General features: G+C 70.0%; 18 protein-coding genes. 13 read left to right on the forward strand and 5 right to left on the reverse strand.

Annotated features, from left to right (window positions below):
* The first annotated feature begins 32 nt into the window (after window positions 1-32).
* The 4 genes from OG385_RS30095 (at window position 33) to OG385_RS30110 (ending at window position 4332) form a co-directional block, all read left to right on the forward strand.
* Complete coding sequence (locus OG385_RS30095; protein ID WP_266859446.1) at window positions 33-971, forward strand: zinc-binding dehydrogenase; 939 nt, start codon at window positions 33-35, stop codon at window positions 969-971.
* 67 nt (window positions 972-1038) lie between these two features.
* Window positions 1039-1428 carry a cupin domain-containing protein gene (locus OG385_RS30100; protein WP_266859447.1) on the forward strand — a complete coding sequence of 130 codons (390 nt, stop codon included), beginning with the start codon at window positions 1039-1041 and terminating at the stop codon, window positions 1426-1428.
* 1 nt (window position 1429) lies between these two features.
* Window positions 1430-2281, forward strand: coding sequence for an NAD(P)-dependent oxidoreductase (locus OG385_RS30105; protein ID WP_266859449.1), 852 nt, complete (start codon window positions 1430-1432; stop codon window positions 2279-2281).
* A 428-nt stretch (window positions 2282-2709) separates the two neighbouring features.
* Window positions 2710-4332, forward strand: coding sequence for a GxGYxYP domain-containing protein (locus tag OG385_RS30110; protein WP_266859451.1), 1623 nt, complete (start codon window positions 2710-2712; stop codon window positions 4330-4332).
* A 351-nt stretch (window positions 4333-4683) separates the two neighbouring features.
* Here OG385_RS30110 and OG385_RS30115 read toward each other — a convergent pair whose 3' ends face one another.
* Entirely contained in the window at window positions 4684-8121 is a 3438-nt protein-coding gene (locus OG385_RS30115) for a GH92 family glycosyl hydrolase (protein ID WP_266859453.1), read from the reverse strand.
* Window positions 8122-8488: 367 nt separating this feature from the next.
* On the opposite strand from OG385_RS30115, the gene OG385_RS30120 reads away from it, so the two are divergent.
* Genes OG385_RS30120 through OG385_RS30135 form a run of 4 tightly spaced genes read left to right on the forward strand, consistent with a single transcriptional unit; the run spans window position 8489 to window position 12394 of the window.
* Window positions 8489-9448, forward strand: coding sequence for a carbohydrate ABC transporter permease (locus OG385_RS30120; RefSeq protein WP_266859455.1), 960 nt, complete (start codon window positions 8489-8491; stop codon window positions 9446-9448).
* Window positions 9445-10323 carry a carbohydrate ABC transporter permease gene (locus tag OG385_RS30125; protein ID WP_266859457.1) on the forward strand — a complete coding sequence of 293 codons (879 nt, stop codon included), beginning with the start codon at window positions 9445-9447 and terminating at the stop codon, window positions 10321-10323. The genes OG385_RS30120 and OG385_RS30125 overlap by 4 nt, the downstream gene beginning before the upstream one ends.
* On the forward strand, window positions 10320-11690 hold the full coding sequence (locus tag OG385_RS30130; protein WP_266859459.1) for an ABC transporter substrate-binding protein: 1371 nt from the start codon (window positions 10320-10322) through the stop codon (window positions 11688-11690). Before OG385_RS30125 ends, OG385_RS30130 begins: the two co-directional genes overlap by 4 nt.
* On the forward strand, window positions 11687-12394 hold the full coding sequence (locus OG385_RS30135) for a glycerophosphodiester phosphodiesterase (RefSeq protein WP_266859461.1): 708 nt from the start codon (window positions 11687-11689) through the stop codon (window positions 12392-12394). Before OG385_RS30130 ends, OG385_RS30135 begins: the two co-directional genes overlap by 4 nt.
* Window positions 12395-12406: 12 nt before the next feature.
* On the opposite strand, the gene OG385_RS30140 is transcribed toward OG385_RS30135, so the two are convergent.
* Window positions 12407-13327, reverse strand: coding sequence for a phosphotransferase (locus OG385_RS30140; protein WP_266859462.1), 921 nt, complete (start codon window positions 13325-13327; stop codon window positions 12407-12409).
* Between the two features lie 160 nt (window positions 13328-13487).
* On the opposite strand from OG385_RS30140, the gene OG385_RS30145 reads away from it, so the two are divergent.
* Window positions 13488-14690 carry a cytochrome P450 gene (locus tag OG385_RS30145; RefSeq protein WP_266859464.1) on the forward strand — a complete coding sequence of 401 codons (1203 nt, stop codon included), beginning with the start codon at window positions 13488-13490 and terminating at the stop codon, window positions 14688-14690.
* Between the two features lie 59 nt (window positions 14691-14749).
* Here the strand turns inward: OG385_RS30145 and OG385_RS30150 are convergent, their stop codons facing one another.
* Both OG385_RS30150 and OG385_RS30155 read right to left on the reverse strand, forming a co-directional pair.
* Complete coding sequence (locus OG385_RS30150; RefSeq protein ID WP_266859466.1) at window positions 14750-15433, reverse strand: endonuclease; 684 nt, start codon at window positions 15431-15433, stop codon at window positions 14750-14752.
* 212 nt (window positions 15434-15645) lie between these two features.
* The gene (locus OG385_RS30155; RefSeq protein WP_266859468.1) at window positions 15646-16272 is read right to left on the reverse strand and encodes a TetR/AcrR family transcriptional regulator; all 627 of its coding nucleotides are present in this window, start codon (window positions 16270-16272) and stop codon (window positions 15646-15648) included.
* A gap of 99 nt (window positions 16273-16371) precedes the next feature.
* Between OG385_RS30155 and OG385_RS30160 the strand changes: the two genes are divergently transcribed.
* The 3 genes from OG385_RS30160 to OG385_RS30170 all read left to right on the forward strand — a co-directional run bounded on the left by OG385_RS30160 (window position 16372) and on the right by OG385_RS30170 (window position 20712).
* Entirely contained in the window at window positions 16372-17025 is a 654-nt protein-coding gene (locus OG385_RS30160) for a CatB-related O-acetyltransferase (protein WP_266859470.1), read from the forward strand.
* A 58-nt stretch (window positions 17026-17083) separates the two neighbouring features.
* Entirely contained in the window at window positions 17084-18280 is a 1197-nt protein-coding gene (locus OG385_RS30165) for a macrolide family glycosyltransferase (RefSeq protein ID WP_323183877.1), read from the forward strand.
* Between the two features lie 191 nt (window positions 18281-18471).
* Entirely contained in the window at window positions 18472-20712 is a 2241-nt protein-coding gene (locus tag OG385_RS30170; protein WP_266859472.1) for a serine/threonine-protein kinase, read from the forward strand.
* Window positions 20713-20758: 46 nt separating this feature from the next.
* On the opposite strand, the gene OG385_RS30175 is transcribed toward OG385_RS30170, so the two are convergent.
* Window positions 20759-23521 carry a SpoIIE family protein phosphatase/ATP-binding protein gene (locus OG385_RS30175; protein WP_266859474.1) on the reverse strand — a complete coding sequence of 921 codons (2763 nt, stop codon included), beginning with the start codon at window positions 23519-23521 and terminating at the stop codon, window positions 20759-20761.
* Between the two features lie 323 nt (window positions 23522-23844).
* Here OG385_RS30175 and OG385_RS30180 point away from each other — a divergent pair, with 323 nt between their 5' ends.
* Window positions 23845-24465, forward strand: a complete 621-nt coding sequence (locus tag OG385_RS30180) for a TetR/AcrR family transcriptional regulator (protein ID WP_266859476.1) — start codon at window positions 23845-23847, stop codon at window positions 24463-24465.
* The last annotated feature ends 32 nt before the right edge of the window (window positions 24466-24497 follow it).

Consider the following 24497-nt stretch of genomic DNA (forward strand, 5'->3'; position numbering starts at 1 on the left):
TCCACGCGTTACGTCACCAGGAGTTGTGAACCATGAAGGCCATGCTGCCCGGATCCACCGCCGACGCCGCCAAGCCGGTCGTCCTCGGCGAGGCACCCGAGCCCGAGCCCGCCGCCGACGAGGCCGTCGTCGCGGTGGAGGCGTACTCCGTCAACCGCGGAGAGACGTTCCAGCTCGACGGCGGCCTCGACCGCCGCTGGGCGGGATGGCGCCCGGGCAAGGACGTCGCCGGCACCGTCATACGGGCGGCGGCCAACGGCACCGGCCCGACGGCCGGTACCCGAGTGGTGGCCCATCCCCCGGCGTACGGTTGGGCCGAGCGCGTCGCCGTACCCACCACGAGCCTCGCCGAACTGCCCGACAGCGTCGACGCGGTGACCGCCGCGGCGCTCCCGCTCGCCGGGATCACCGCACTGCGACTGCTGCGCGCCGCCGGGCCGATCGCCGGACGCCGGATCCTGCTCACCGGGGCCAGCGGGGGCGTCGGCCACTACCTGACCGAGCTGGCCGCCGCCTGTGGCGCGGAGCTGACAGCGGTCACCGCCACCGTCGAGCGGGGCGCACGGCTGCTACAGCTCGGGGCCGCCGAACTGATCACGTCGGTGGACGAGGCGGCGGGCCCCTACGACGTGGTTCTCGAATCCGTCGGCGGTGCCAGTCTTCCCACGGCACTGGCCCAACTGGCGCCGGGCGGGCACCTGGTGTGGTTCGGGCAGGCCAGCCGCGAACCCGTCACCCTCAACTTCTTCGACTTCTTCAAGGGCCCGAACCAGGCCCGCATCATGCACTTCGACTACACGACGTCCGATGCGACGTACGGCCAGGACTTGGCCGCCCTGGTGCGCCTGGTGGCCGCCGGCCGCCTGCACCCCGAGATCGGCACGGTCCGCGACTGGCGTCGCACCCCCGACGTCATCACCGACCTGCGCGGCCGCAACATCCGCGGTAACGCCGTCCTGACCGTCGGCTGACCCACACGCCGGGCTCGCCGACCGCACCGACGACACCGCATCCGACACTCACCCCGAGCGGATCCTCATGACCAACACCATCCTGACCACCCTGTCGCACCAGCCCCTGCTCTTCGTCCCGGAGAAGGCCGAAGCAATGACAGCCACTCTTGAGCTGTCGCCGGGCGACGCGGGTACGCCCCCGCACCGGCACTCCGGGCCGGTCTTCGGCTACGTACTCGAAGGTGAGCTCCTGTTCGAGCTGGAGGGGGAGCCTGCACGCGTCATCCGCGCGGGCGAGGCGTTCTCGGAGCCCGGCGGCGACGTAATCCACTACCAGGCGGCCAACAACCTTTCCGATGCCACCACCTGCTTCGTCGTGGTCATGATCCACGCCCCCGGCGAGCCGATGCTCACCCTCGTCACGGACGACGAACTGGCCGCCCGCCGCCACCTTCGGGCCCCCAAGGAGGCATGACGTGCGCATCTTCCTGGCCGGCGCCACTGGCGTCATCGGCCGCCGCCTGCTACCCCTACTTCTGGCCCAGGGCCACCAAGTCACGGGCACCTCCCGTACTTTCGAAGGCGCAGCGCGGGTCACGGCCGCCGGTGCCACCGGTATCCGGCTGGACATGTTCGACCGTGCGGCCGTCACCGAGGCGCTGGCGGCCGCCGCACCGGATGCCGTCATCCATCAACTCACCGCGCTCGCGGCGGGCAGCAGCGCGGACAACGCCCGCATACGGGTCGACGGCACCCGCAACCTCGTCGACGCCTCCCGTACGGCGGGAGTCGGCCGGATGATCGCGCAGTCGATCGCGTGGGCATACCAGGCCGGTGATACATCCGCCGATGAATCCACACCGCTTGATCTCACCGCGGACGAGCCACGCGCCACCACCGTCCTCGGCGTACAGGCCCTGGAGAACGCGGTGGCCGAAACCCCCGACCACGTGGTCTTGCGCTATGGCACCCTGTACGGCCCCGGCACCTGGTACGCACCGAACGCACTGATGTCCACCAGACTGCGTGCCGGCGAGCTCGCCGCGAACGACGCCGTGAGCTCCTTTCTCCACATCGAGGACGCCGCCCGGACCGCCCTCCTCGCCCTCGACTGGCCGAGCGGAACGATCAACATCGTTGACGACGAGCCAGCCCCCGCGCATGCATGGGTGCCGGTCTTCGCCCACGCGCTCGGCGCACCGGCACCCGCCCGCAGCACCGGCCGTGCTGGTTGGGAACGCGGGGCACGCAACGCCAAGGCCCGCGCACTCGGTTGGGCACCACGCCACCCGTCCTGGCGCGACGGATTCCAGACCGGCCCGGAGTAGCGGACACCGGTGACACTGCTCGCACCTGGCGACGATCCAGCGATCCGCCCGCGTCGGTATGAGGCCGACGCCGACCTGCAACTGCCCCGGCCGACATCCTCTGGAAGACCTGCGCACGACCGGAAGGGTTCAATCAGCCGACGCGACCGCTCGCTGTGAGGCCGGGCCCTTGGGAGCCGCTTCTCTAACTGGACTCCCCAAATCCCCCCAACGCACATCAGGCCTGGTACTGATCTCTCACTACCAGGTCAGGCCTGGTAGTGAGAGATCAGTACCAGGCCTGACCTGGCGCGGCCTGCGCCGCGGCGGCCACCGGGAGCGCCAACTCCTCCTGCCCGGCCGATCCCTGACGGGGCATTGACCGTGCTGTGCGGTGCTGACAACGTTGTCCTGCCTGCTCGTCGAAGATCCAGTGTGGAGGTCCCACCGTGTCACTCCCCAACCCCAGTCGGCGCAAGATGCTCGGCTTGCTCGCCACCTCCGGTGCGGGTGCCGCCCTCGCCGGGGCGATGCCCGGCACCGCGTCGGCCGCGGCTCCGACGACGGGCGGCATGTGGTGGCCGCGCGAGCGGATACTGCCCGGCTTCGCCGAACCCCGCGCACTGGACGTCGCGGATCTGACGACGGCGGACGCCGACGAACAACTGCTCTTCGCCACGCTGCAGGGCAACGTGAATCGCAGTCGGCCGCAGATCGCTCTGCTGCGCGAGTCCGACGAGGGGGCGACCACCTGGCTGAAGACCGCCGGCCTGGCCTTCCGCGCGGTCGGCGATCCGTGGTCGCTGCTGTCGAAGTACCGCTCGGAGATCAGGGGCGTCATCGTCACCGACCCGGCCCAGCCCGCGACCGTCAACCTCGCCACCACGCTGGCCGGCCTGCGCAACGCCGTGGCCGCCTCCCCCGACCAGTTGCCCAAGCTGACCGCCGAGCCGTACAACCTGAAGGTCCTGGACGACCTGCGCGACCGGTTCACCGACGAACTGTCCGCCTACCGCTGGGCGGTGGACCACCTCTGGCCGCACGCCAGCCAGCGCCTGCTGGTCGGGCTCGACCCCAGCGTCGGGGCCTATCTGCGCGACTACGCGGTCGCCACCCGGGCGCTGGTGCTGTGGATCCACGCCGACCAGCCCGACTCCCGTGAGCTGGGCGCCCGGGTGATGTCCCAGATGTCGGCCGGCTCCCCCTATTTGGGCTGGTTCCCCTCCGGTGTGGGCGGCGAGAGCGACGGCACCGAGCTGACCTCGGAGCACGGCCTGGTGGTGCTGGCCAGCGACTGGTCACAGAACCTGACGGTCTTCGGCGGAGTGCGGGCGCCACTGGCGAGGACTCAGGTGACGCTGCCGACGCCGCGACTGGGCAACCGTATCTACGTCACCTTCACCATGACGGAGGGCGACAACCTCCAGTACAACCAGCACCGCATGCGAGTGCTGTGGGACGATCCGGCGCGCGGTGCGGTGCCGATCAACTGGTCCACCAACCCGGTGCTCGCCGACGCCGCGCCCACCTTCCTGTCCTACTACCAGCGCACCGCCACCCGGCAGGACTACCTGATGGCCGGGCCTTCCGGCGCGGGCTACGCGTATCCGACACCCTGGCCGGACGACACCTTCCGGGTCTTCACCGAGACCAGCGCCCGCTACATGCGCCGGACCGGGCTGGACAGCGCCGTGATCCTCAACCGCAAGTCCGGCTCGGACGTCCCGCTCACCGGTGCGAAGGCCCGCCAGTACCTCCACGACGTGCGTCCGCTCGGCCTGCTGGAGGAGTGGACCACCCGAACCGGGACCAGCGCCCTGGAGGGCAGCGTGCCGCTGTCCGTCAGCTACTTGACCGACTCCGTGGCGGACGCCCGGGACGCGATCGCGAAGGCCTCCGCCGACTGGGACGGGACCAAGCCCCTGTTCCTGTCGATCGGCACCCTCGCCTGGAACCTGACCCCGTCCGACGTGGTCACGATCGCCCGCTCGCTGGACTCCCGCTACCAGGTGGTCCGCGGCGACCAGTACTTCCGGCTCGCCCGCAAGGCGCTGCACCTTCCGCCCGCCTGACCGGCGAGGCCGGCCGGCCTCGCCGGAGGCCGGGGCGGGCATCGACCGGGGAGCGGCGCCGCGGCCACCGCAGCGGCGCCTCCCCGCTGTCGGGGTGCTGCTCGTCGCTCGCGCGGCCGCAGGCCTGGCCGCGTCCGGGGTGACACCCTCGGTGTATGTGCTGGTCGGCGCCGGTGCCCTGGGATGCCGACCCTTATGACGGCGGCGGTCATTCCCCCGATAGTGCAGGGCGGCACTCAGGGAAAGCCAGGTCAAGCAACGTGGAGTTGGCTTGAGGTAGGCCCGGTGCTCACCGGCACCGGGCCTCCCGTGGATCGCTGCGAACCTGTGTGGCAGGGGCGATTGCGACGGTCAGTGCTCCAGAGTCATCGCGTAGACCTCAAGGTCGCTGTTGCGTTGCCAGTCGAGTCCTCCGGACCCGGGCGCGACCCAGGCCGGTACGGACGGTGCTGCCAGCGAGAGGGACCGGACCTGCTTCCCGGACTTCAGCGGGACGGTCGTTTCGTAGAGCGACGCCTTGGTGGTGGTCTTCCCGGTTCCGGCCTTGAGCTGGTACGCGGTCGTCAGCGCGACGGCGTTGCCGAAGTCCGGAGTCTTGTTCGCCCAGCCGGTGAGTTCGAGCGGAACCGTCGTGGTGCTGCCGTCGGTGTAGGTGACGACGGCGGTGGCCGACGCGGCGCCGGTACTGCCGTTGTCGGAAGCGCCCACGATGTGGAGGCTGTTGTAGTCGCCGGAGGGGAGGGCGATGGCCTGCCCGGTGGACTTGACGAAGTTCCTGCTGCTGCCGGAGGTCGGGGGTGCCTGGTAGGTCACCCCGCCGAAGGCGACCGGTCCCGGCGCGGGCAGTTGGTCGGCGGCGAAGCTCGTACCCGTGCTGTCGAAGTCCCCCTCGCCCGGGGCGGCGAGCGTGGCGACGCCGTCGTTGTTGTAGGCGGCGTTGAGGTCGACGGCACACGAAGTGTCCGTCTTGATGGCGCAGTTCGCCCCGGCCCGCGGGACCACGACGGTGATGGTCTTCCCGACCGGCGTGGCTCCGGGGAGTCCGGCGGAGACCTTCACCTTGTAGGTGCCCGCCTTGGTTCCGGCCGGCGCGGTGATCCGCAACTGCTTGTTCATCTGGGCGGGGAGCCCGTCCGATTCGGCCGTCGCCGTCGTGCCGGCCGGGGACACCGACCAGCCCTCGGGCGCCTTCGCGGTCACGGCGACCCGCGCGGTGTGCGGAGCCGTGGCCAGCAGCGTCAGGTCGACCTGTTGCCGCGACGCACGATCCGCCGTGGGCTCCATGACGACCTGGTCCGGCCCTGCGTGAGCGCTGAGCCGGCGCTGCGGATTCGGCGTTGTGCTGATCGACGGCGGGGCGTCCTTCGCGTCCGTCGCCCACGCGGTGGGTTTGGTGCTCAGGGCGTAGTCGATGCGCCCGCCGTGGGAGATGTCGGCCTGGTCGACCCATGCCTTGTCCCAGGCCTTGCCGTTCACCGTCGCGGAGGCGACGTAACGGTTGGCCATGCTGGCGTCGGGCGCGGAGATCCTCAGCGTTCCGCCCTGCGTCTTCCCGTACTCACCGATCCGCACCCGGGCGTCCGGGAACTGCGGCGTGGTGAGGACGTCGAAGTTGCCGCCGCTGGTCGTGGGGTAGAGCCCCAGCGACGACATGACGTACCAGGAGGACATCTCTCCCATGTCGTCGTTGCCGGGGATGCCGCCGGGGCTGTTCGTGAACAGGGTCTCCTGCGCCTTGACCACGGTCGCGGTGTTGCCGGGCTGCCCGGTCCACGCGTAGAGGTACGGGGCGATGAGGTTCGGCTCGTTGTTCGGGTTGTACTTCGTGGAGTCGTAGTAGTTGTACGGGTCGCTGACCCAGGCCGTGCGCGCGGTTCCTTCCGGGTCGGTGAGGAGGTCGTCGTAGGCGAAGAAGTCGTTGAGCCGCTTGTTCGTCGCGTCCTTGCCGCCCAGCATGCCGATGAGCCCCGCCGGGTCCTGGGGCACCAGCCACTGGTACTGGCTCGCGTTCTGCTCGTGCAGTGCGTGGTTGCTCGTGACCGGGTCGTACGGGGTCAGCCAGGTGCCGTCGGCCGCGGTACGCGGTCGGAACTGGCTGGTCTGCCGGTCGAAGACGTTCTTGTACGCCTGCCCGCGCTCGGCGAACATCGTGGCGTCGGCGGTGTGGCCGAGGCCCTTCGCCATCAGCGCCAGCGACGCGTCGGCCGCCGCGTACTCCAACGTTGCCGACGTGCCGTAGTAGCAGTCGTTGTCGTTCGACTTGGTCGGGCAGCAGCTGCCGCTCGTGCCGCCGTCGCAGTCGGCGTTCGACTTCACGTTGAGGCCGTAGGGGATGTACCCGCGCTCCGCGTAATACGCGGCACCGGCACGCCCGTTCTCGCGGACGCCGGCGGGCGGTACCTCGGTCGCGTTCGCCCGGAGGTACTTGTACGCCTCTTCGGCGTCCGCACCGGTGAGCAACCCCTTCGACCAGCCCTCGACCAGGAACGGCGTGACCGGGTCACCGGTCATGATGTTGCCCTCCTGGTCTTCCAGGTACCAGCGCGGAAGCGCGCCGCCCTCCCGTGCGATCGCGAGGATCGACATGTCGATGTCGTGTGCGACCTTGGGAACGAGCATTTCGAGGAGCTTGTTCTGCGTCCGGTACGTGTCCCACAGCGAGAAGTTGCTGTACGGGGTGTAGCCCCTGGCGGTGTGGGTCTTCTTGTCGGCTCCGACGTAACGGCCGTCGACGTCACCGATGATGTTCGGATCGACCATGGAGTGGTACAACGCCGTGTAGTACGCGACCTGTTGGTCGTGCCCACCACCGCCGATCGCGGCCTTGTGCAGCATGGTGTTCCACTCGCCGTTCAACGCCTTGTGCACGGCGTCGAAGTCGAAGCCGAACTTCTCCGTCTCCGTCGCGAGGTTCTTGTGCGCGCCGTCGAGTCCGGTGAAGGAGAGCCCCACCTTCGCGACCACGGGGGCGTCGTTCTTCGTCGTGTCGAACGTCGCCCACGCACCGTTGGACCCCTTGGCGGCCGATTCGCGGGAACCCGGGCTCCGTTCGGTGCCCTTCCAGGTGCCGTACGAGGCGAACGGCCGGCTGAGTTCGGCGACGAAGTAGGTCTTCTTGGAATCCTCGACCCACCCCTCGACCGTCCGGCTGCCGACGACGCGGATCTCGGAATCGCTCACGCCTGCACCGGCGTTGAACAGTACGTTCGCCTGACGCGTCCGCGGGAACGTGTACTGCTGCCACCCGGTCCGTGCGGTCGCCGTCAAGGAGGCGGTCACGCCGTACTTGTCGAGCTTCGTCCGGTAGAAGTCGGGCTTCGCTGTCTCGTTCTCATGGCTGAAGGTCGACGCGTACTGCGCCGGATCGGTCGAACTCACCTCTCCGGTGGTGGGCATCATCGGCAGGTAATTGAACCGGCACCCGTTGATCGTCGTCTGACTGAACCCCATGACGGTGTCGGACGACTCCTTGTCGCACCCCGTGCCGCCGGCCGTCTTCATCAACGGACTCTCCTGCACCAGGCCGAACGGTGCGCCCGCCGCGGGGAAGGTCAGCCCCTCGTTCTCGGTCCCGATGAACGGATTGACCAGCTTCGTCAGATCGGTCCCCGCTCCCGGCGTCGCGTCGGACGCCGCCGCCGGCTGCGTGGCGGCGTCCGCGCTCGCCACAGTCCCGGTGACAGATCCGGCGGCGGCGAGGGCGAAACAGAGCGCAGCCGTCCCCAACCGGTCCCTCAGGCGCCGTGCCGCCGATCCGTTCCGGGTCGGTGCGTATCGCGTTGATTGCATACCACTCCCGCCGTGCTGCCACTCGTGGACATCGTTGTCATGCACCGCACGTGACGCTAGATCGTCTCCTCCACCCCGGCAAGGGGCTACTGCTCCGTCACTTGGCCGAGGTGGCTGCCGTTGCCGTCGCGCCGGCCGGCCCGTCATCACACGACAGATGTGAGACGGGCGCCGCCTCCCTTCAGCCCTGGAAAGCAGCCGGTCACGGTGGGCATCACAGGTGTCGCGCGGGGACCGTCCGGAGTCCTGGCTGCCAATTCGTAACACGCAGCGGTGTTCTCTTCTCGTTCACTTTGTTGGTATTCCTAGGGCCGATACCGCGTCCAGCAGGGGGCGTTGTACGGTTCGCCGGAAGGACAACGCTGTCTTGACGACCGACTTGATGCAGGACGGCAGAGCCGCCCCGCCAAGTCCGGCAACTGCCGGCGCGGCAGGGCCCCGGACCCGCGCACGGCGCCGGCGGCGCGAGTACCTGCTGTTCGCCGCCTTCGCTGCCCCGAACTTCTTCTTCCTGCTGGTGTTCGCCTACTGGCCGGTGATCTACAACGCCTATCTGAGCCTCACCGACTGGGACATGGTTTCCTCGACGTGGCACATGATCGGCCTGGACAACTACACGTCGCTGTTCGCCGACCCCGACTTCCGCGGCAGCCTGTGGACGACCGTGCTGTTCGTCGTCGGAATCGTCGCGGGCGGACTGGTACTCGGCCTCGCCACCGCCCTGTTGCTCAACCAGCGGCTGCGCGGGCGGAACGTCGTGCGGACGCTGGCCTTCGCCCCGTACGTGCTCTCCGGAGCCGCTGTCGGCACCTTGTGGCTGTTCATCTTCGATCCCAACTACGGACTGATACGCCCGTTGCTCGCACCCCTCGGCCTGGCCGCGCCGGCGATGATGACCGACTCCAAGTGGGCGCTGTCCGGCCTCGTCCTGGTCTACCTCTGGAAGAACATCGGCTTCGTCGCCGTGGTCTACCTCGCCGGTCTGCAGGGCTTGCCCAGGGACGTGTTCGAGGCGGCTGCCCTGGACGGCGCGGGAGCGTGGACGCGGCTGCGCCGCATCATCCTGCCGCTGCTCTCGCCCGTCACCTTCTTCCTGCTGGTGACCTGCACCATCAGCACCTTCCAGGCGTTCGATGTGATCGCCGTGATGACCAACGGCGGCCCCGGCACCTCCACCTCGATCCTCAGCTGGTTCATCTACGACCAGGGCTTCCGCACCTTCGACGCGGGCCGCGCGTCGGCCGCCGCCATGATCATGTTCGTGGTGCTGCTGCTGATCACTGGATTCCAGGCACGCTTCCTCCAGCGAAAGGTGCACTACCAGTGACAGTCGCCGACTCCCTGACGGACGCCGGCCCGGTCGCCACAGCCGGCCGCTCCGGTGCCCGCCGCGCACGCCGCTTCGGCCTGTACGCGCTGCTCGTCCTGGTCGCCGTCATCGCGGGTGGCCCGCTGTACTGGCTGATCTCCTCAGCGCTGAAGACCAACCCGCAGATCTACAGCTACCCCCCGCACTGGATCCCCACGGACCTGCGGTGGTCCAACTTCTCCGACGCCTGGAGCGCGGCGCCGTTCGGCCGGTTCTTCCTCAACTCCCTGATCGTGTCCGTGATCGGCACCGCGATCGAGTTGACCGCCGCGCTGCTCTGCGCCTACGCGTTCGTGTTCCTGCCGTTCCCCGGCAAGAAGGTCCTCTTCCTGTTCCTGCTGGGCGCGATGATGGTGCCGGGCCACGTCACGCTGCTGCCGAACTTCCTGACCATCGCCCAGCTCGGCTGGGTCAACTCCTACGCGGGCCTGATAGCCCCGGGTCTCGGCTCGGTCTTCGGTACCTTCCTGCTGCGCCAGCACATGCTGACACTGCCTCAGGAGATCACGGACGCGGCGAAGATCGACGGGGCCGGGCACCTGCGCATCCTCTTCCGGGTGGTGCTGCCGATGTCCCGTCCGATGGTGATCACCGTCGCCCTGGTCGTCCTGGTCGGCAAGTGGAACGACTTCATCTGGCCCTTGATCGTCACCAGCAGCGCGGACATGCGGACCCTCCCCATCGGTCTGCTCTTCCTCAAGAACACCGAGACCTTCGCCAACTGGGGAGCGATCCTCGCCGGTGCCGTGATGGTGATCGTGCCGGTCCTCGTCATGTTCTTCTTCGCCCAGCGCTACATCATCGCCGGGCTGACCCAGGGAGCCGGAAAATGACACGGACCTCGCTGCGGGAGTCCGCGGGCCCCGCGCTCGACAGGCGCAGGCTGCTCGGGGCGGGCGCGGGGCTGGGACTGGCCGCGGCGCTGAGCGCCTGCGGCCAGACCACGGGGACCGTCACACAGCCCGGCGGCGGATCGGTACCCGATGCGTTCCGGGGGCGCACCAGGGTGGTCCTCTGGTCGACGTTCGCAGATCCGGTGGGCCCGGCCCTGCAGAAACTCGTCGACGCCTTCAACCGCGAGCAGCGGGACGTGTACGTGGAGGTGCAGTTCCAGGGCACCTACGACGAGTGCGCCCAGAAGGCGGTCATCAGCCTGCTCGGGGCCCAGGCCCCCGACTTGTGCGTCCTGTCCGACGTGAAGTGGTACAAGTTCTACTTCGGCGACGCCCTGGAACCCTGGGACAGTTACTTCGCACGGGGCGAGCTGGAGCGGACCTATAATCCGCGGCTGCTCAGCGAGGGCGTCCGCAAGGGGCACACGTGGTGGCTGCCGCTGGCCCGCTCCACGCCGCTCTTCTACTACAACAAGACGCTCTTCGAGAAGGCCGGCGTACCGGTACGCCCCCCGGAGAGCTACGACGAGCTCTACGACTGGTCGCGCCACGTCACCCGGCAGAGCGTGGGCGGCAAGCGGGTGGCCCTGGAGGCGTACCAGGCAGTTGACGGGGACTGGCAGTTCCAGTGCAGTGCCTGGCAGTGGGGCGGGGCGTACTCCAAGGGCATGGACGTCACCATCGACGGGGGCGGGGCCGTGGCGGCGGGCGAGTGGCAGCGCAAGCTGATCTTCAAGGACAGGATCGCTTACATGGCGACCGAGCCCACCGCCGACCTGGGCAACCAGCTGATCGCCACGCTCGTCACCTCCACCGGTGGCCTGAAGAAGATCAACGAGATGGCGAAGGCGAACGGCTGGGAGCTGGGCACCGGCTTCCTGCCGAAGAAGGAGAAGTTCGCGGTCAATACGGGCGGTGGTGGTCTGGGCATATTCAAGCGCGTGCCGCGGGAACGCAAGGAGGCCGCGGCCCAGTTCGCGCGCTTCCTGGCCCGCCCCGAGAACGCCGCGCAATGGGCCGTCGAGACCGGCTACCTGCCCGTGGTGCCGGCGGCGGTCAAGGAGCCCACCCTCGCCAAGCTGATGAAGGACGACCCGAACTTCGCCACGGCCGTCAGGCAGTTGGATCTCACCCGCCCCGGTGACCAGGTGCGCATGATGATTCCGAATGCGAATGTGCGTATCTACACTGCTCTGCAGCGCATATGGTCGGCGAACACCCCCGCACAGCAGGCCTTCGCGGAGGTCGCCGACCAGCTGCGCAAGGGCGTCGACCGCTACGGCCCGATGATTGAGGAGCACTTGTGAACCACCCCGTGAGGCGTCCCGTGGTGTACGCACACCGTGGAGCCCGGGCCGACGAGCCGGAGAACACTCTGCGGTCCTTCCGGCGGGCTCTCGCTCTCGGCGCCGACGGTATCGAACTCGACATCCGCCTCACCTCCGACGGCCACCTCGTCGTCATCCACGACAAGGCCGTGGACCGTACGACTGACGGCACCGGCCTCGTCGCCGACTTCACCCTGGCCGGCCTCCGGGCATTGGACGCCGGGGAGGGCGAGCGGATACCCACCTTCGACGAGGCCATGGAAGTCTGCGGGGACGTCGTCCAGATCGAGATCAAGGCCCTGGAGGCGGTGGAGGCGCTCGCCGAGCGGGAACGCCGTACCCCGCTGCCCGGGTCGGTCGTACTGACCTCCTTCAGCAAGGCCGCCGTGGAGGAGGCCGCCCGATGGCTGCCGCACGTCCCCCGTGGCCTGATCACCCACCACCCCGGCGCTGAAATGATCAAGGACGCGCTGGACCTCAAGGCCACCTGGGTGTGCCCGGAGCTGAAGCCCGAGCTCACCCGGGACCTCGTGGACCGCTGTCACGAGAGCGGCATCCAGGTGGATGCCTGGCCCACCGCGGAGCGGGCCCATCTGCTCCGCTGGGTCGAGATCGGAGCGGACGCCGTGACCACGGACCACCCGGGGCGGATCGGCGAGTGGCTGGACACGTCCGGCAGTTGACGGCGTGGGTACTCACTGGTAGGCGCGTTGTTCGGCGATGTCGAGCCAGTGCTCGACATCGGCCGGAGCGAAATGCCGGATGGCCCAGTCGACCATGCGCAGGCTCATGTGGGCCCAGGCGAGTCGGAGGAAGGTGTCAGGCAGAGCATCGAGGACGTCGTCAAGACGTTCGGCGACACCCGGTTCGCACGTCTTCGCGTGGATGCCGAAGCGCAAGGTCACCAGGTCGAGTCGGCGATCACCGCGTCCGGCGCCGTCCCAGTCGACGATGCCCGTGATCGCACCGCCGACGGCCAGCAAATTGCCAGGATGAAAGTCGTAGTGCACGGCGTCGTATCCGCCCAGCCGGTCAGGGTTGTCCTGCCCGACTGCGGTGATCCAGCGTTCGAGGGCGGCACTGCGGCGGTTGTGCCGGCGCAGCGGTTCGTGCAGGCAGTAGCCGGAACCGTCCTCGCTGAGGTGCAGGCCGACCGGAGGGATGTCCGGGCGGTCGGCGAGCCGACCGGTCTGCAACCGGTTGAGTTCGAGGGCCTGCTCCAGGCCACGGTGGTCCAGATTGTCGATCTTCGCGCCCGGCAGGAGCTCTTGCACAACGACCACCGCGTGGCCGGTCTGGACCGCCAACTCGGTGGCCGGCGCCGGGTATTCCGGAGAACGGAGGATGTCGGCCACGCTGAGCGGCCCTGCTTGTATGTCGGCAAGCCTGCTGTGCGGTCGCCACTTCAGGACCGAACGGCGGCCGTCGGCCCACCGCACGTAGGCGGCACCCACCTGCCCACCCGGACACGGGCCCTGGACCGTCAGACGGACACCCGTCTGCGAATACAGGGCTTCAGTCATTCGCTCGGCATCGAGCCGCTCGGCCCTCGCCCACCTCTCCGGTGAAGAATTCACCGTCTGATTGAACTCGATGGCTAGTGCCGCGGCAGGCAAGGTTTGCCCGTCAAGGAGCGGCGTTCGGTGCGTGCTCTCGGCGTGCCGGCCGGAAGCCCTTGTACTGGACGTACTTGGGCTTTCGGCCGGTGCGGCGAGAGTGTGTGCCGGGCGTCGCGACGGGGCAAACGTTGCCTGCCGTGGCACTAGGGTGGAGTCCATGTCCGCCACAACGCCCAGCAGGCCGCCCCTCGTTGACCCGGCGGAGCTGGTCGCTGACCCGTACTCGGTGTACGCGCGGCTCCGCGAAGCCGGGCCCGTCCATCGCATCGCCGGAACGGACGGGCTTCCGGCCTGGCTGGTCACGCGTTACGACGACGTACGCGAGGCCCTCGCCGACCGCCGGCTCTCCCTCGACAAGCGCAATGCGACGCCCGGCGGCTACCACGGGCTCGCGCTGCCGCCGGCGCTGGACGCGAACCTGCTGAACATGGACCCGCCCGACCACACCCGCATCCGCCGTCTGGTGTCCCGGGCGTTCACCCCGCGCCACATCGACCGCCTGCGCGAACCCATCAGGGAAACCGCTGACTCGCTGCTCGACGCCATCGAACCTCACGGTCACGCGGACCTGATCACCTCGTACGCCGCACCGCTGCCGATCACGGTGATCTGCGACCTGCTCGGCGTGGCTCCGCACGACCGCCGCGACTTCCGGTCCTGGACCGACGCCCTGGTCGCCCCGGACCCGGCGCAACCCGGCCGGGCGAAGGAATCGGTCCGCAGCATGCTGGCCTTCTTCGCCCAGCTCATCGCCGACAAGCAGGCCGCGCCCGCCGACGACCTGCTCTCGGCGCTGATCGCCGTACGGGACGACACGGACCGGCTGAGCGAGGACGAGCTCACGTCCCTGGCCTTCGTGATCCTGTTCGCCGGGTACGAGAACACCGTGCACCTGATCGGCAACTCCACCCTGGCCCTGCTCAGCCACCCCGGCCAACTGAGCGCGCTCCGTGCCGATCCCGGTCGGCTGGCCGGCGCGGTCGAGGAGCTGGCCCGCTACGACGGTCCCGTGCCCCTGGCCATCCGGCGCTTCCCCACCGAGGACATCACCATCGGCGGGGTCGGCATCCCGGCCGGTGAGACCGTCCTGTTGTCCCTGGCCGCCGCGCACCGGGACCCGCACCGCTTCACCGAACCCGACCGGCTCGACATCGGCCGTGACGCCACCGGTCATCTCGCCCTCGGCCACGGCATCCACTACTGCCTCGGCGCACCGCTGGCCCGGATGGAGACCGAGATCGCTCTCGCCGCGCTCATCGACCGTTTCCCCGCTCTGGCCCTCGACATCGCCCCGGACGAAGTGCGGTGGCGTCCGTCCATGCGCGCCCGCGGGCTGGTCGCACTGCCGGTGCGCTACTGACCACCACCCGGACTGCGGAGCGGGTGAGCACTGACTGGCCGGCGTTGTCTTGCAGGTGGTCAGCCGCTCTTGGACTTGCCCCTGGCCGAGCCGGCTCTTTCCCGTACGTCCTCCGCCACCGATGTGTCGAGCGCGGCCCGTACGAGGGCCGCGGCGAAGACTGCCAGCTGCTGCGCGGACACCAGCTTCGCCAGTTCGCGGGGGGTGGTGGGCAACCCGAGGCGCTCCGCCCCCTGGACCGCCTTTCCGTCGAGATAGGGCTCCAGCTCGGTCCAGATCCCCTGGACCTCACGCAGGAAGATGGCCGCGCCGGCCGGGCCGATCCCGGGCAGCTCCTGGAGGAGTTCCTTCATGCGTTCCGGATCGCCATCGGCTTTCTTGCGCAGACGCCTCAGGTCGCCGCCGTAGTGCTCGTGGAGAAATTCCGCGCTCCTGCCGAGGGTGGTGGACGTGCTCTCGTCGTACCGCCTGTAGTGGCCGGCGCCCAGTGCGTCCACACGCTGCTGCCAGGTGGCGTCCTGCATCCGGCGGGGGGTGCGCATGTCCGCCTCGAACAGTTCGTGGGCCGCGTCGACGGCGACCGAGGCCCGGATACGGGCGCTGAGGAGAGAAGCGAGGACCAGCAGCTGATAGAGCGGCTGGGGAGTGTCCCGGAGCCGGATTCCCGCCTGTGCGGCGTAGGTCTGTCCATGGGTGTCGAGCAGTGCGCGGGCCGTTTCGCGGCGCGTGGCCGTGGCGCTCATGGTGACGTCCTCCCTGAGCGAATGGTGTGGTGCCGTGCTTCGGACTCCGTTACTACTGAATTGTCCCAAAGCGGACGGGCAGGTGCATCCGGCCTCCGCGGACTCTCGTGGCGCCCCAGCGGCTCCCCGGTGTCCGAACCGCGGCGGCAGGACCGTGATCCAGGTGTTGTCGCGCTCGTGATGGCACTTGAGCTCGCCTCCCGTCCCCTCGATCACACGCTCTCTTCCCGACGGACGGAGAAGGCGCCCGCGGCAGCCGCCAGGACTGCCGCCTCCGCGGCCCGTTCCGGGAGTTGCGGGTCCTGATCGGCACGCAGAAGCACCAGCTGGTGGTAGAGGGGCGCCGTGGCGGCGATCAGCAGGCTCCGCGCGTCCGTGTGCTGTGCGGGGAGTTCACCGCGCTCGATGGCCCGCTCGACGAGGATCTCGCACTGGGCGTACCGGTCCGTCCACAACTGCGTCTGGGCCCGCGCGGCCTGTGCGGAGTGGAACGAGGCGGCCATCAGGGCGACGGCGAACGACGGCTGTACGACCAGGGATTCCTGGATCTCCTGGTTGAGGGCCGTCAGATCGCCGCGCAGCGAGCCGGTGTCCGGCGGCTGCCAGTCGATCTCGCCGGCGGCGTCGATGACGTCGACGAGCAGGCCGCCCACATCGCGCCAGCGCCGGTAGACCGTGGCGCGGTGCACTCCGGCCCGCGTCGCGACCCCCTCCATCGTGAGTCCTTCGTGACCGCGTTCGGTGAGTTCGGCGCGCACCGCATCGAGAACCTGGGCGCGGATGCGGGCGGTGCGACCGCCCGGGCGGCGGTCCGACGTCGTGTCCAGTGGGTCTGTCATCGGCAATCAGTATCCGGTTGATCAAGGCGGCAGGGCTGTGCCAGCATCTTAACGCGACAGTCGTCGCGCTAGGCTCACCAGAGAGGAACCGCCTCCACGATGCCGCCCGTTCCTGCCGACCCCACCGTGCTCCACCCGATGCCCGAGCACCCGCGCGTGGTTCTGCTCAAACCGCTGGTGAAGTCGCCGCTGATCGAGGTCGGTGACTTCTCCTACTACGACGATCCGGACGACCCGACCGCGTTCGAGACCCGCAACGTCCTGTACCACTACGGTCCCGAGCGGCTTTCCATCGGCAAGTACTGCGCGCTGGGGACGGGCACCCGGTTCATCATGAACGGCGCCAACCACCGCATGGACGGCCCTTCCACCTTCCCGTTCCCCACCATGGGGGGCTCCTGGGCCGAGCACTTCGACCTGATCACCAACCTGCCCGGCCGGGGCGACACGGTCGTCGGCAATGACGTGTGGTTCGGCCACGGCGCCACGGTCATGCCCGGTGTACGCATCGGCCACGGCGCGATCATCGCCGCCGGCGCCGTGGTCACCGCCGACGTCCCCGATTACGGCATCGTCGGCGGCAACCCCGCCCGGCTCATCCGCACCCGCTACGACGCCGCGGACATTGCCCGGCTCCTCGCCGTGGCGTGGTGGGACTGGCCTGTGCAGCACATCACCGAGCAGGTACGGACGATCATGTCGGGGACCGTCACCGACCTGGAGGAGGCCGCCGCGCGGATCGACCAGCCCTGACACCGCGTCCTCGCCACACCGCCCGCACCCGTCCCGCGCCAGAAACGAGTGATCGCCCATGTCCCGACGCCGCGTCCATATCGCGATGGTCGGCATCCCCGTCGTCAGCCATGTTCTGCCCAGCCTCGCGCTCATCCGTGAGCTGGTGGCCCGCGGGCACCGGGTCACCTACGCCAACGACCCGTTCATGGCCGACCGGATCGAGTCCGCCGGCGCGGAGCTGGTGCCCTGCACCTCCACGTTGCCCGTCGCCGGCAACGACTGGCCCGCCGATCCCATCGCCGCGGCGAGCCTCTTCCTCGACGACGCCGTCCAGGCGCTCCCGCAACTGCGCGCCGCCTACGACGACGATCCGGCCGATCTGTACCTCTACGACATCGGCGCCTATGCCGCGCGCGCCCTCGCCGAAGTGCAGGGCCGTCCCCTCATGCAGCTGTCCCCGACGTTCGTCGGCTGGGACGGCTACCAGGAGGAAGTCGCGGTGCATCTGCGGAAGCTGCCGGGCGCCGAGGCGTACCGGGACAGGTTCGCACGGTGGCTCGCCGGCTGCGGTGCGACCACCACGGACGTGGACACGTTCTCCGGCCCGCCCGCCCGAGCGCTCGCCCTGATCCCGCGAGCGATGCAGCCGCACGCCGATCGGGTCGACACCGGCGCGGTGACCTTCGTCGGCCCCTGCTTCGACAGCCGAGCGGACACGGACGGCTGGACCCGCCCGGCGACCGCCGACAACGTGTTGCTGATCTCGCTCGGCTCGGCGTACACGCGCCGGCCCGAGTTCTACCGCCAGTGCATCGCGGCCTTCGGCGACCTGCCCGGCTGGCACGTCGTACTCCAGATCGGCAAGTACACCGACCCCGAGGAGCTCGGCACCATCCCGCCCAACGTCGAGGTGCACTCCTGGGTCCCGCAGCGGGCGGTCCTGGAACAGGCCGACGCCTTCATCACCCACGCCGGCATGGGCGGCTGCGGTGAAGGGCTCCTCGCCGGCGTTCCCATGATCGCTGTGCCGCAGGGGGCCGAGCAGTTCATGAACGCCGACCGGCTCGTGGAACTCGGCGTCGCCCGGCGTGTGGACACAGCTGACGCCACCGCCGAGACCCTTCGCGCGGCGCTGAACGGCCTGGTCACGGATCCGGAACGCGTTGCCCGGTCCAAGCAGTTGCAGACCGCTGCCCGGGCCGAGGGCGGCACCCCGCGCGCTGCTGACCTCATCGAGAAGATGCCGGCCGCCGCCGGGGGCCCCGCGCTCTGAGCACTGCCGCTTCGCTTCCCCGCCCGGCACCGCGCCGTCCTCGTCCGGGATGTGCGGTACGGGAGCGGCTCCCGGCTCCCTGTTCGTCACCCGCATTGCTCTTCCGTACTGCCCAGCGGCTAGTTTGTGTGCAGGACAGGTACGCAGGCCCGTGGTGGCAGAGGTGCACGGGGGACGGGAGGTCGGGAAGAGTGTCGCTGCGCGGAGGTGACCCAGCCGAGATCGGCGGCTATCCGCTGGAGGCGCGGCTCGGCTCGGGTGGCATGGGCACGGTCTTTCTGGCCCGTACGAGCTCGGGGCGACCTGTCGCGATCAAACTCATCCACCAGCAGTTCGCGGGGGACGACGAGTTCCGCATCCGTTTCCGGCAGGAGGTGGCCGCGGCGAGGCGGGTGAGCGGCGCGTTCACCGCCGCCGTGGTCGACGCAGCGCCTGAGGCCGAGCAGCCGTGGATGGCGACGACCTATATCGAGGGGCACACGCTCGCCCAGCGCATCGCCGCTGACGGCCCGCTGGACGGAGCGGAGCTGCGGAGGCTCGCCATCGGGCTGGCGGAGGCGCTGCGCGACATCCACCGGGTCGGCGTCGTCCACCGTGACCTGAAGCCCTCGAACGTCGTGCTCTCGCCCGAGGGCCCGCGCGTCATCGACTTCGGCATTTCGCGCGCCGTGGACCAGCAGACACTGACAATGACCGGGCGGGTCATCGGTACGCCGCCCTTCATGTCGCCGGAGCAGTTGCAGGCGCCGCGTGGTGTGGGACCGCGGTCCGATGTCTTCTCGCTGGGGACGCTGCTGGTGTACGCGGCGACGGGGCAAGGGCCCTTCGACGCGGACAGTCCGTACATGACGGCGTATCAGGTGGTGCACGAGGAGCCGTCGCTGGACGCCGTCCCGGGCGCTTTGCGCGCGGTCGTCGAGCCATGCCTGGCCAAGGAGCCCGAGGGGCGCCCCTCGGCGGACGAACTCCTCGTACTGTTGCGGGACCTGCCGGCCGATCTCGGTGGGACCGACGCGAACGGGGTCGGCGCGGGCTGCACCCGCGATGTGAACACCCAGCATCACCTCGCGACGCCGGCCGCCCCGGCGTCGGCCGCACCGACCACCGCCCCGGCCGGTCCCGATACAGGGAGCACCGCGATCGGCCGCGGTCTGCGTCGCCGTTGGCGTCCTGTGCTCGCGACGGCGGTCGCGGTGGCAGCGATCGGCGGGGGAGTCACCGCACTCCAGGCGGGCGGCTTCGGGGGGAACAGCGGCGGAGACAAGGGCAACAGCGTCGCTGCGGCGCCGGGTGGCGCACTCCCGGACGGATTCCAGCCGTGGCGCAGGACCGTGCAGGGCGGCCGCAAGGACATTCCTGACGAGCTGCGTTGCGTCGCGCGCGGCGACGCGCTGTTCTGCGGGGGCGGCGGTGTCGTCGCGACCCGTCTCAGGGCCCGGGACGGCTCGCGGGTGTGGACGGCGAAGAGCCCGGGCGTCCCCGTCGAGGGCATGCACCTGGTGGGCGCCACCGACGACACGGTGCTCGGTTACCGCTTCGCCGCCCAGAACGCCCCGCAGGGCCCTCCCAACGAGGTGGTGGCGCTCGACGCGAACAGCGGCCGGGAGCTGTGGTCCGTGCCGTCCGGCGCCGAGTCGCAGGCCGTCACCGGCCGGTCGCAGGATGCCCTTGTGATCGGCTCATCCGTCGTGACGGTCGACTCTTCCAACTCCCGCTTGGAGGCCCGGGACGCGCACAGCGGCGCGGTCGCCTGGCGGACATCGTTCCCCGCGGGTACGCGGTGCGCTCCCGTCCCGCTGGGCCCACAGCTCCTCGCGATGTGCGCCCCCGACACGGAGGTGAACAACCTGGAGGTGCGCCACTCCACCCTGTACGTGGTGGACCGCGCCTCGGGGACACTGGGCAGGCCCATCGCGGTCAACGGCCCCGCCGTGCCGATGGGCGCCGCCAACGGCAGGCTCGTACTCCTTCACGAGCACATGGAGGGAACGGCGATGGCCGGCTACGACGGGGTGGCGCGGGTCGACCCGGCCTCGCGGAAGGTCACGTACTCCCGGCTGCCCAGGACTTACGCGGGGACGCCCGGCATGGCGGACGGCACCGTCTACGTGAGCGGGCAGATCGGTCTCGTCACGGCGCTCGACCCCGAGACCGGCCGGAAGAAGTGGTCGCGCCAGACCGGCGTGGAGGGTGCTTCGGGCCCCGTGGCGGGGGCCGGGGCGCTGTATTTCAGCTCGGCCACCGGCCGGGTCGTCGCGCTGTCACCGCGCGGTGGCGAACCCCTGTGGACAACAGATCCGCGGGCCGACGGTTTGACGGGCGAGCAGGGCGCAAGCCCGCGCGTGACCCTTGCGGGGCGTGCGGTGGTCGTGGCCGCGGCCAAGAACACTCTGTTCGCCTTCGACACGCAGAGGCCGCCGAAGTCGGGCTGACCCGGGTGGCACCGGTCGCCGGTGCCGCCCATGCCGTCGAGCACCGTCACGGACTCTCGTCATCGCCGAGGTCATCGGGCGGTACCCCGTGTTCGAGGAAGAGGTCGGCGAGGTCGAGGTTCACTTCCCCGGTGCCGTTGTGCAGAGCCTGTTCGGTCCAGATGACCTTGCCGGTCGGGGTGTACCGAGTGCCCCAGTGCTGCGCGAGTCTGGCAACCAGGAACAGTCCGCGGCCGCCCTCATCAGTGGACTTCGCCTGGCGCAGGTGCGGGGACGTGCTGGAACCGTCCGAGACCTCGCAGATCAGGGTGCGGTCCCGCAGCAGCCGTACCCGTACCGGAGGCGTGCCGTACCGGATGGCGTTCGTGATCAGCTCCGACAGGATGAGTTCGGTGGTGAAGGCGATCTCGTCCAGCCCCCAGTCCGCCAGCTGCCGGCTGGCGTCGTTGCGCACGGACGCGACCGCCGCCGGATCGGACGGCACCTCCCACTCGGCCACCTGTCCCGGGCCCAGCAGACGGGTGCGGGCCACCAGCAGCGCGACGTCGTCGCTGGGCTGCGGCAGCAGGACGGAGTCGATGACCGCCTGGCAGGTCTGCTCCGGGCCCCGCCCGGGGTGCCCGGTCAGGGCTTCCCGCAGCAGGTCCAGACCCGTGTCGACGTCCCGGTCGCGGTCCTCCACGAGCCCGTCGGTGTACAGCACCAGCTGGCTGCCCTCGGCAAGGGACAGTTCGGCGATCTCGAACGGCTGGCCGCCGAGCCCGAGCGGCGGGGAGAGCGGCACATCCGGGAACGTGACCGTGCCGTCCGGATGCACCAGTGCGGGCCCGAGGTGGCCCGCCCGGGCCACCCGGCAGTGGCCGGCCACCGGGTCGTAGACGGCGTACAGGCAGGTCGCCCCGGTCACCCCGGGCCATTCGTCGCCTGTGCCCTCGTCGGCGTCGATCCGGACGACCAACTCGTCCAGGTATCCCAGCAGTTCGTCGGGCGCCAGGTCCAGGGCCGAGAAGTTGTGCACCGCGGTCCGTAGCCGGCCCATGGTGGCCGCGGCGTGCAGCCCGTGCCCGACCACGTCGCCCACCACCAGAGCCACCCGGGCCCCGGGCAGGGGGATGACGTCGAACCAGTCCCCGCCCACGCCGGTCTGGGCGGGCAGATAACGGTGGGCGGCTTCCACCGCCGTCTGCCCGGACAGCCCACGCGGCAGCAGGCTGCGCTGCAGAGCGACGGCCACGCCGTGCTCCCGGGTGAAGCGACGGGCGTTGTCCAGACACACGGCTGCCCGGGCGGCCAGCTCCTCGGCGAAGGACAGATCGTCCGCCTCGAACGGCTGCGCCTGCTCCGAGCGCCAGAAGCAGGCCCTGCCCAGCACCGTCCCGCGGGCCAGCAGCGGCACCGCGATCAGCGAATGGAGGCCGTGGTCGAGGATCATCGCCGCACGCTCGGGATCGTGGGTTCGCCAGTCCTGCTCGGTACGCAGATCGGCGATCAGGCCCCCTCGATCCGGGGCCGGCCCCTCCGTCTGCTGTGTCGTGGGGATCAACTGCACCACATCGCCGACCGGGGCCACCGGCGCGTCGGCCCGTACCCCGCGCAGGGCCACCCGGTGCATCTCCGTGCTTGCCCACCCCAGCTCCTGCCCCTGCACCACGGCATCGGCCAGGTCGACGGTGACGAGGTCCGCGAACCGCGGCATCGTCACCTCCGCCAGTTCCTCCGCCGTGCGCTTCGCGTCCAAGGTGGTCCCGATCCGTACCCCCGCCTCGTACAGAAGCGTCAGCCGGCCCCGTGCCATCTCCGCCCGCCCCGTCAGCGCCGCAAGCTCCGTGGTGTCCCGCAGCGTTGCCACATACATCGCCGGCCGTCCGCCGCCGTCCGCCGCCGGCCGCACATTGACGCCCAGCAACCGGTCCCCTGCCCGGTGCACCTCGTCGCTCGCCGGCCGCAGCGAGCCGAGCAGCTCCGCCACAGCCGGTGCCAGCCCCAACTCCGCGACGGGTCGCCCCTCCGCGTCCGCGGGCAGCTCCAGCAAGCGCCGCGCCTCGTCGTTGGCCAGCAGCAGCCGCCCGTCCTGGTCGACGATCACCACGCCCTCCCGCACCGCGTGCAGCACCGCGTCATGGTGCTCGTACATCCGCGTCATCTCCGCCGGCCCCAGCCCGTGGGTCTGCCGCCGCAGCCGACGCGACACCAGCACCGAGCTGCCTGCCGCCAACACCAGTACCCCCGCCGCCGCGCCCAGCAGCACCGGCAGCTGGCGGTTCGCCGCGCTCTCCACGTCCGCCACCGTGATCGCGACCGACACCAGGCCCACGACCTTCCCGTCGGGTCGCATGACGGGGACGATCGAGTCCACGGCGGGGCCCTGGCTCGCGGTGAAGGTCCGGGTGAAGGCGCCGTGCGTGATGGCTGACTTGTACGGGCCGACGACATGCTTGCCGATCAGTTTCGGGTCGGGATGGGTGTAGCGGATCCCTGTCGTGCTGAACACCACGACGAAGTCGATGTCGGTCGACTTACGGACTTTCTCGGCCCGCGGCTGCAGGATCGCGGTCGGATTGGCGCTGGTCAACGCCGCTGCCGTGCCGGGTGCCTGTGCGAAGGCCTGGGCCACGTCGAGCGTCCGGTGGCGGGCGTCCATCGTGCGGTTGCGCCGGACCTGCAGCGCGAGCGCCACCACCGCGGCCACGATCAGCACCGCCACGACGACCACCTGCAGGACGAACATCTGGCCCGCGACGCTGCGTACACCCGGCAGCGAGAAACGGCGCCCCCGCGAGGACCCGAACGACGCCTTGCGCTCACCCATGGGCCGGTCCTGCCGATCGTTTCTTCGAGAATCCGGAGGGTTGCTCCGTCCGTCGGGCGGTGGCCCGGACGGGCCCACAGACGGAATAACCCATAAGACCAAGAATCAGCCGTAATGTCTCCTTACCCAATTCCTTGGCCGGTCGGCCGTTCCCCCGGACGGCGCACGCCCGGTCGTGCGGGCCTGTGCCCCGGGTGAGGGGCGGCGCCGGCTGGGCGGACCGGGCTGCCCTGCGGGGTGCTGGGGTGCGGCACGTCTCCTGCCGGGTGGTGCCGGTGGTGGTGGCCATGGCGGGAAACTCTGAATGGTGGTTCACTTCTTTCATGGCCTACCGCAAGACCACCGCCGAAATCGACCGGCTCCAAGCCGCCAGAGAGCACCTCGTCGCATGTGCCACCTCGGTGGTCACGGAAGTGGGCTGGTCACAGGCGTCGGTGACCGCCGTCGCCGATGCGGCGGGCATCGCGGCCGGTTCGGTGTACCAGCACTTCCCGTCCAAGGGGGCGCTCGCCGTCGAGGTGTTCCGACGCGCCGCGGGACGTGAGGTGGAAGTCCTGGGCGAGGTGCTCCAGGGGCCGGGAACACCCGCCGAGCGGCTCAGCCGAGGCATCCAGGTCTTCGCCCGCCGCGCCCTGGAGAACCGCGGACTGGCATACGCGCTGCTCGCCGCACCCGCCGAACCGGCGGTCGGGGCCGAGCGCCTCGACTTCCGGCGCCGCTACCGGGCGCTGTTCGCCGAGGTCGTCCACGAGGGCATCGCGAACGGCCTGTTGCCCGCGCAGAACGGCGAGATCACGGCGGCAGCGCTCACCGGGGCGATCGGTGAGGTGCTCGTCGACCCGCTCGGCCACCACGACGAGAAGGCCACCGAGGAACTCCTCGCCGAACTCACCGCCATGGCGTTGCGCTGCGCGGGCGTCCCGGTCGACGCACAGCAGCCCTGAGCCGATCCGCGTACGTACGCACCCGGAGGGAA

This window comes from Streptomyces sp. NBC_01306 (genome assembly GCF_026340465.1).
GTDB lineage: Bacteria > Actinomycetota > Actinomycetes > Streptomycetales > Streptomycetaceae > Streptomyces.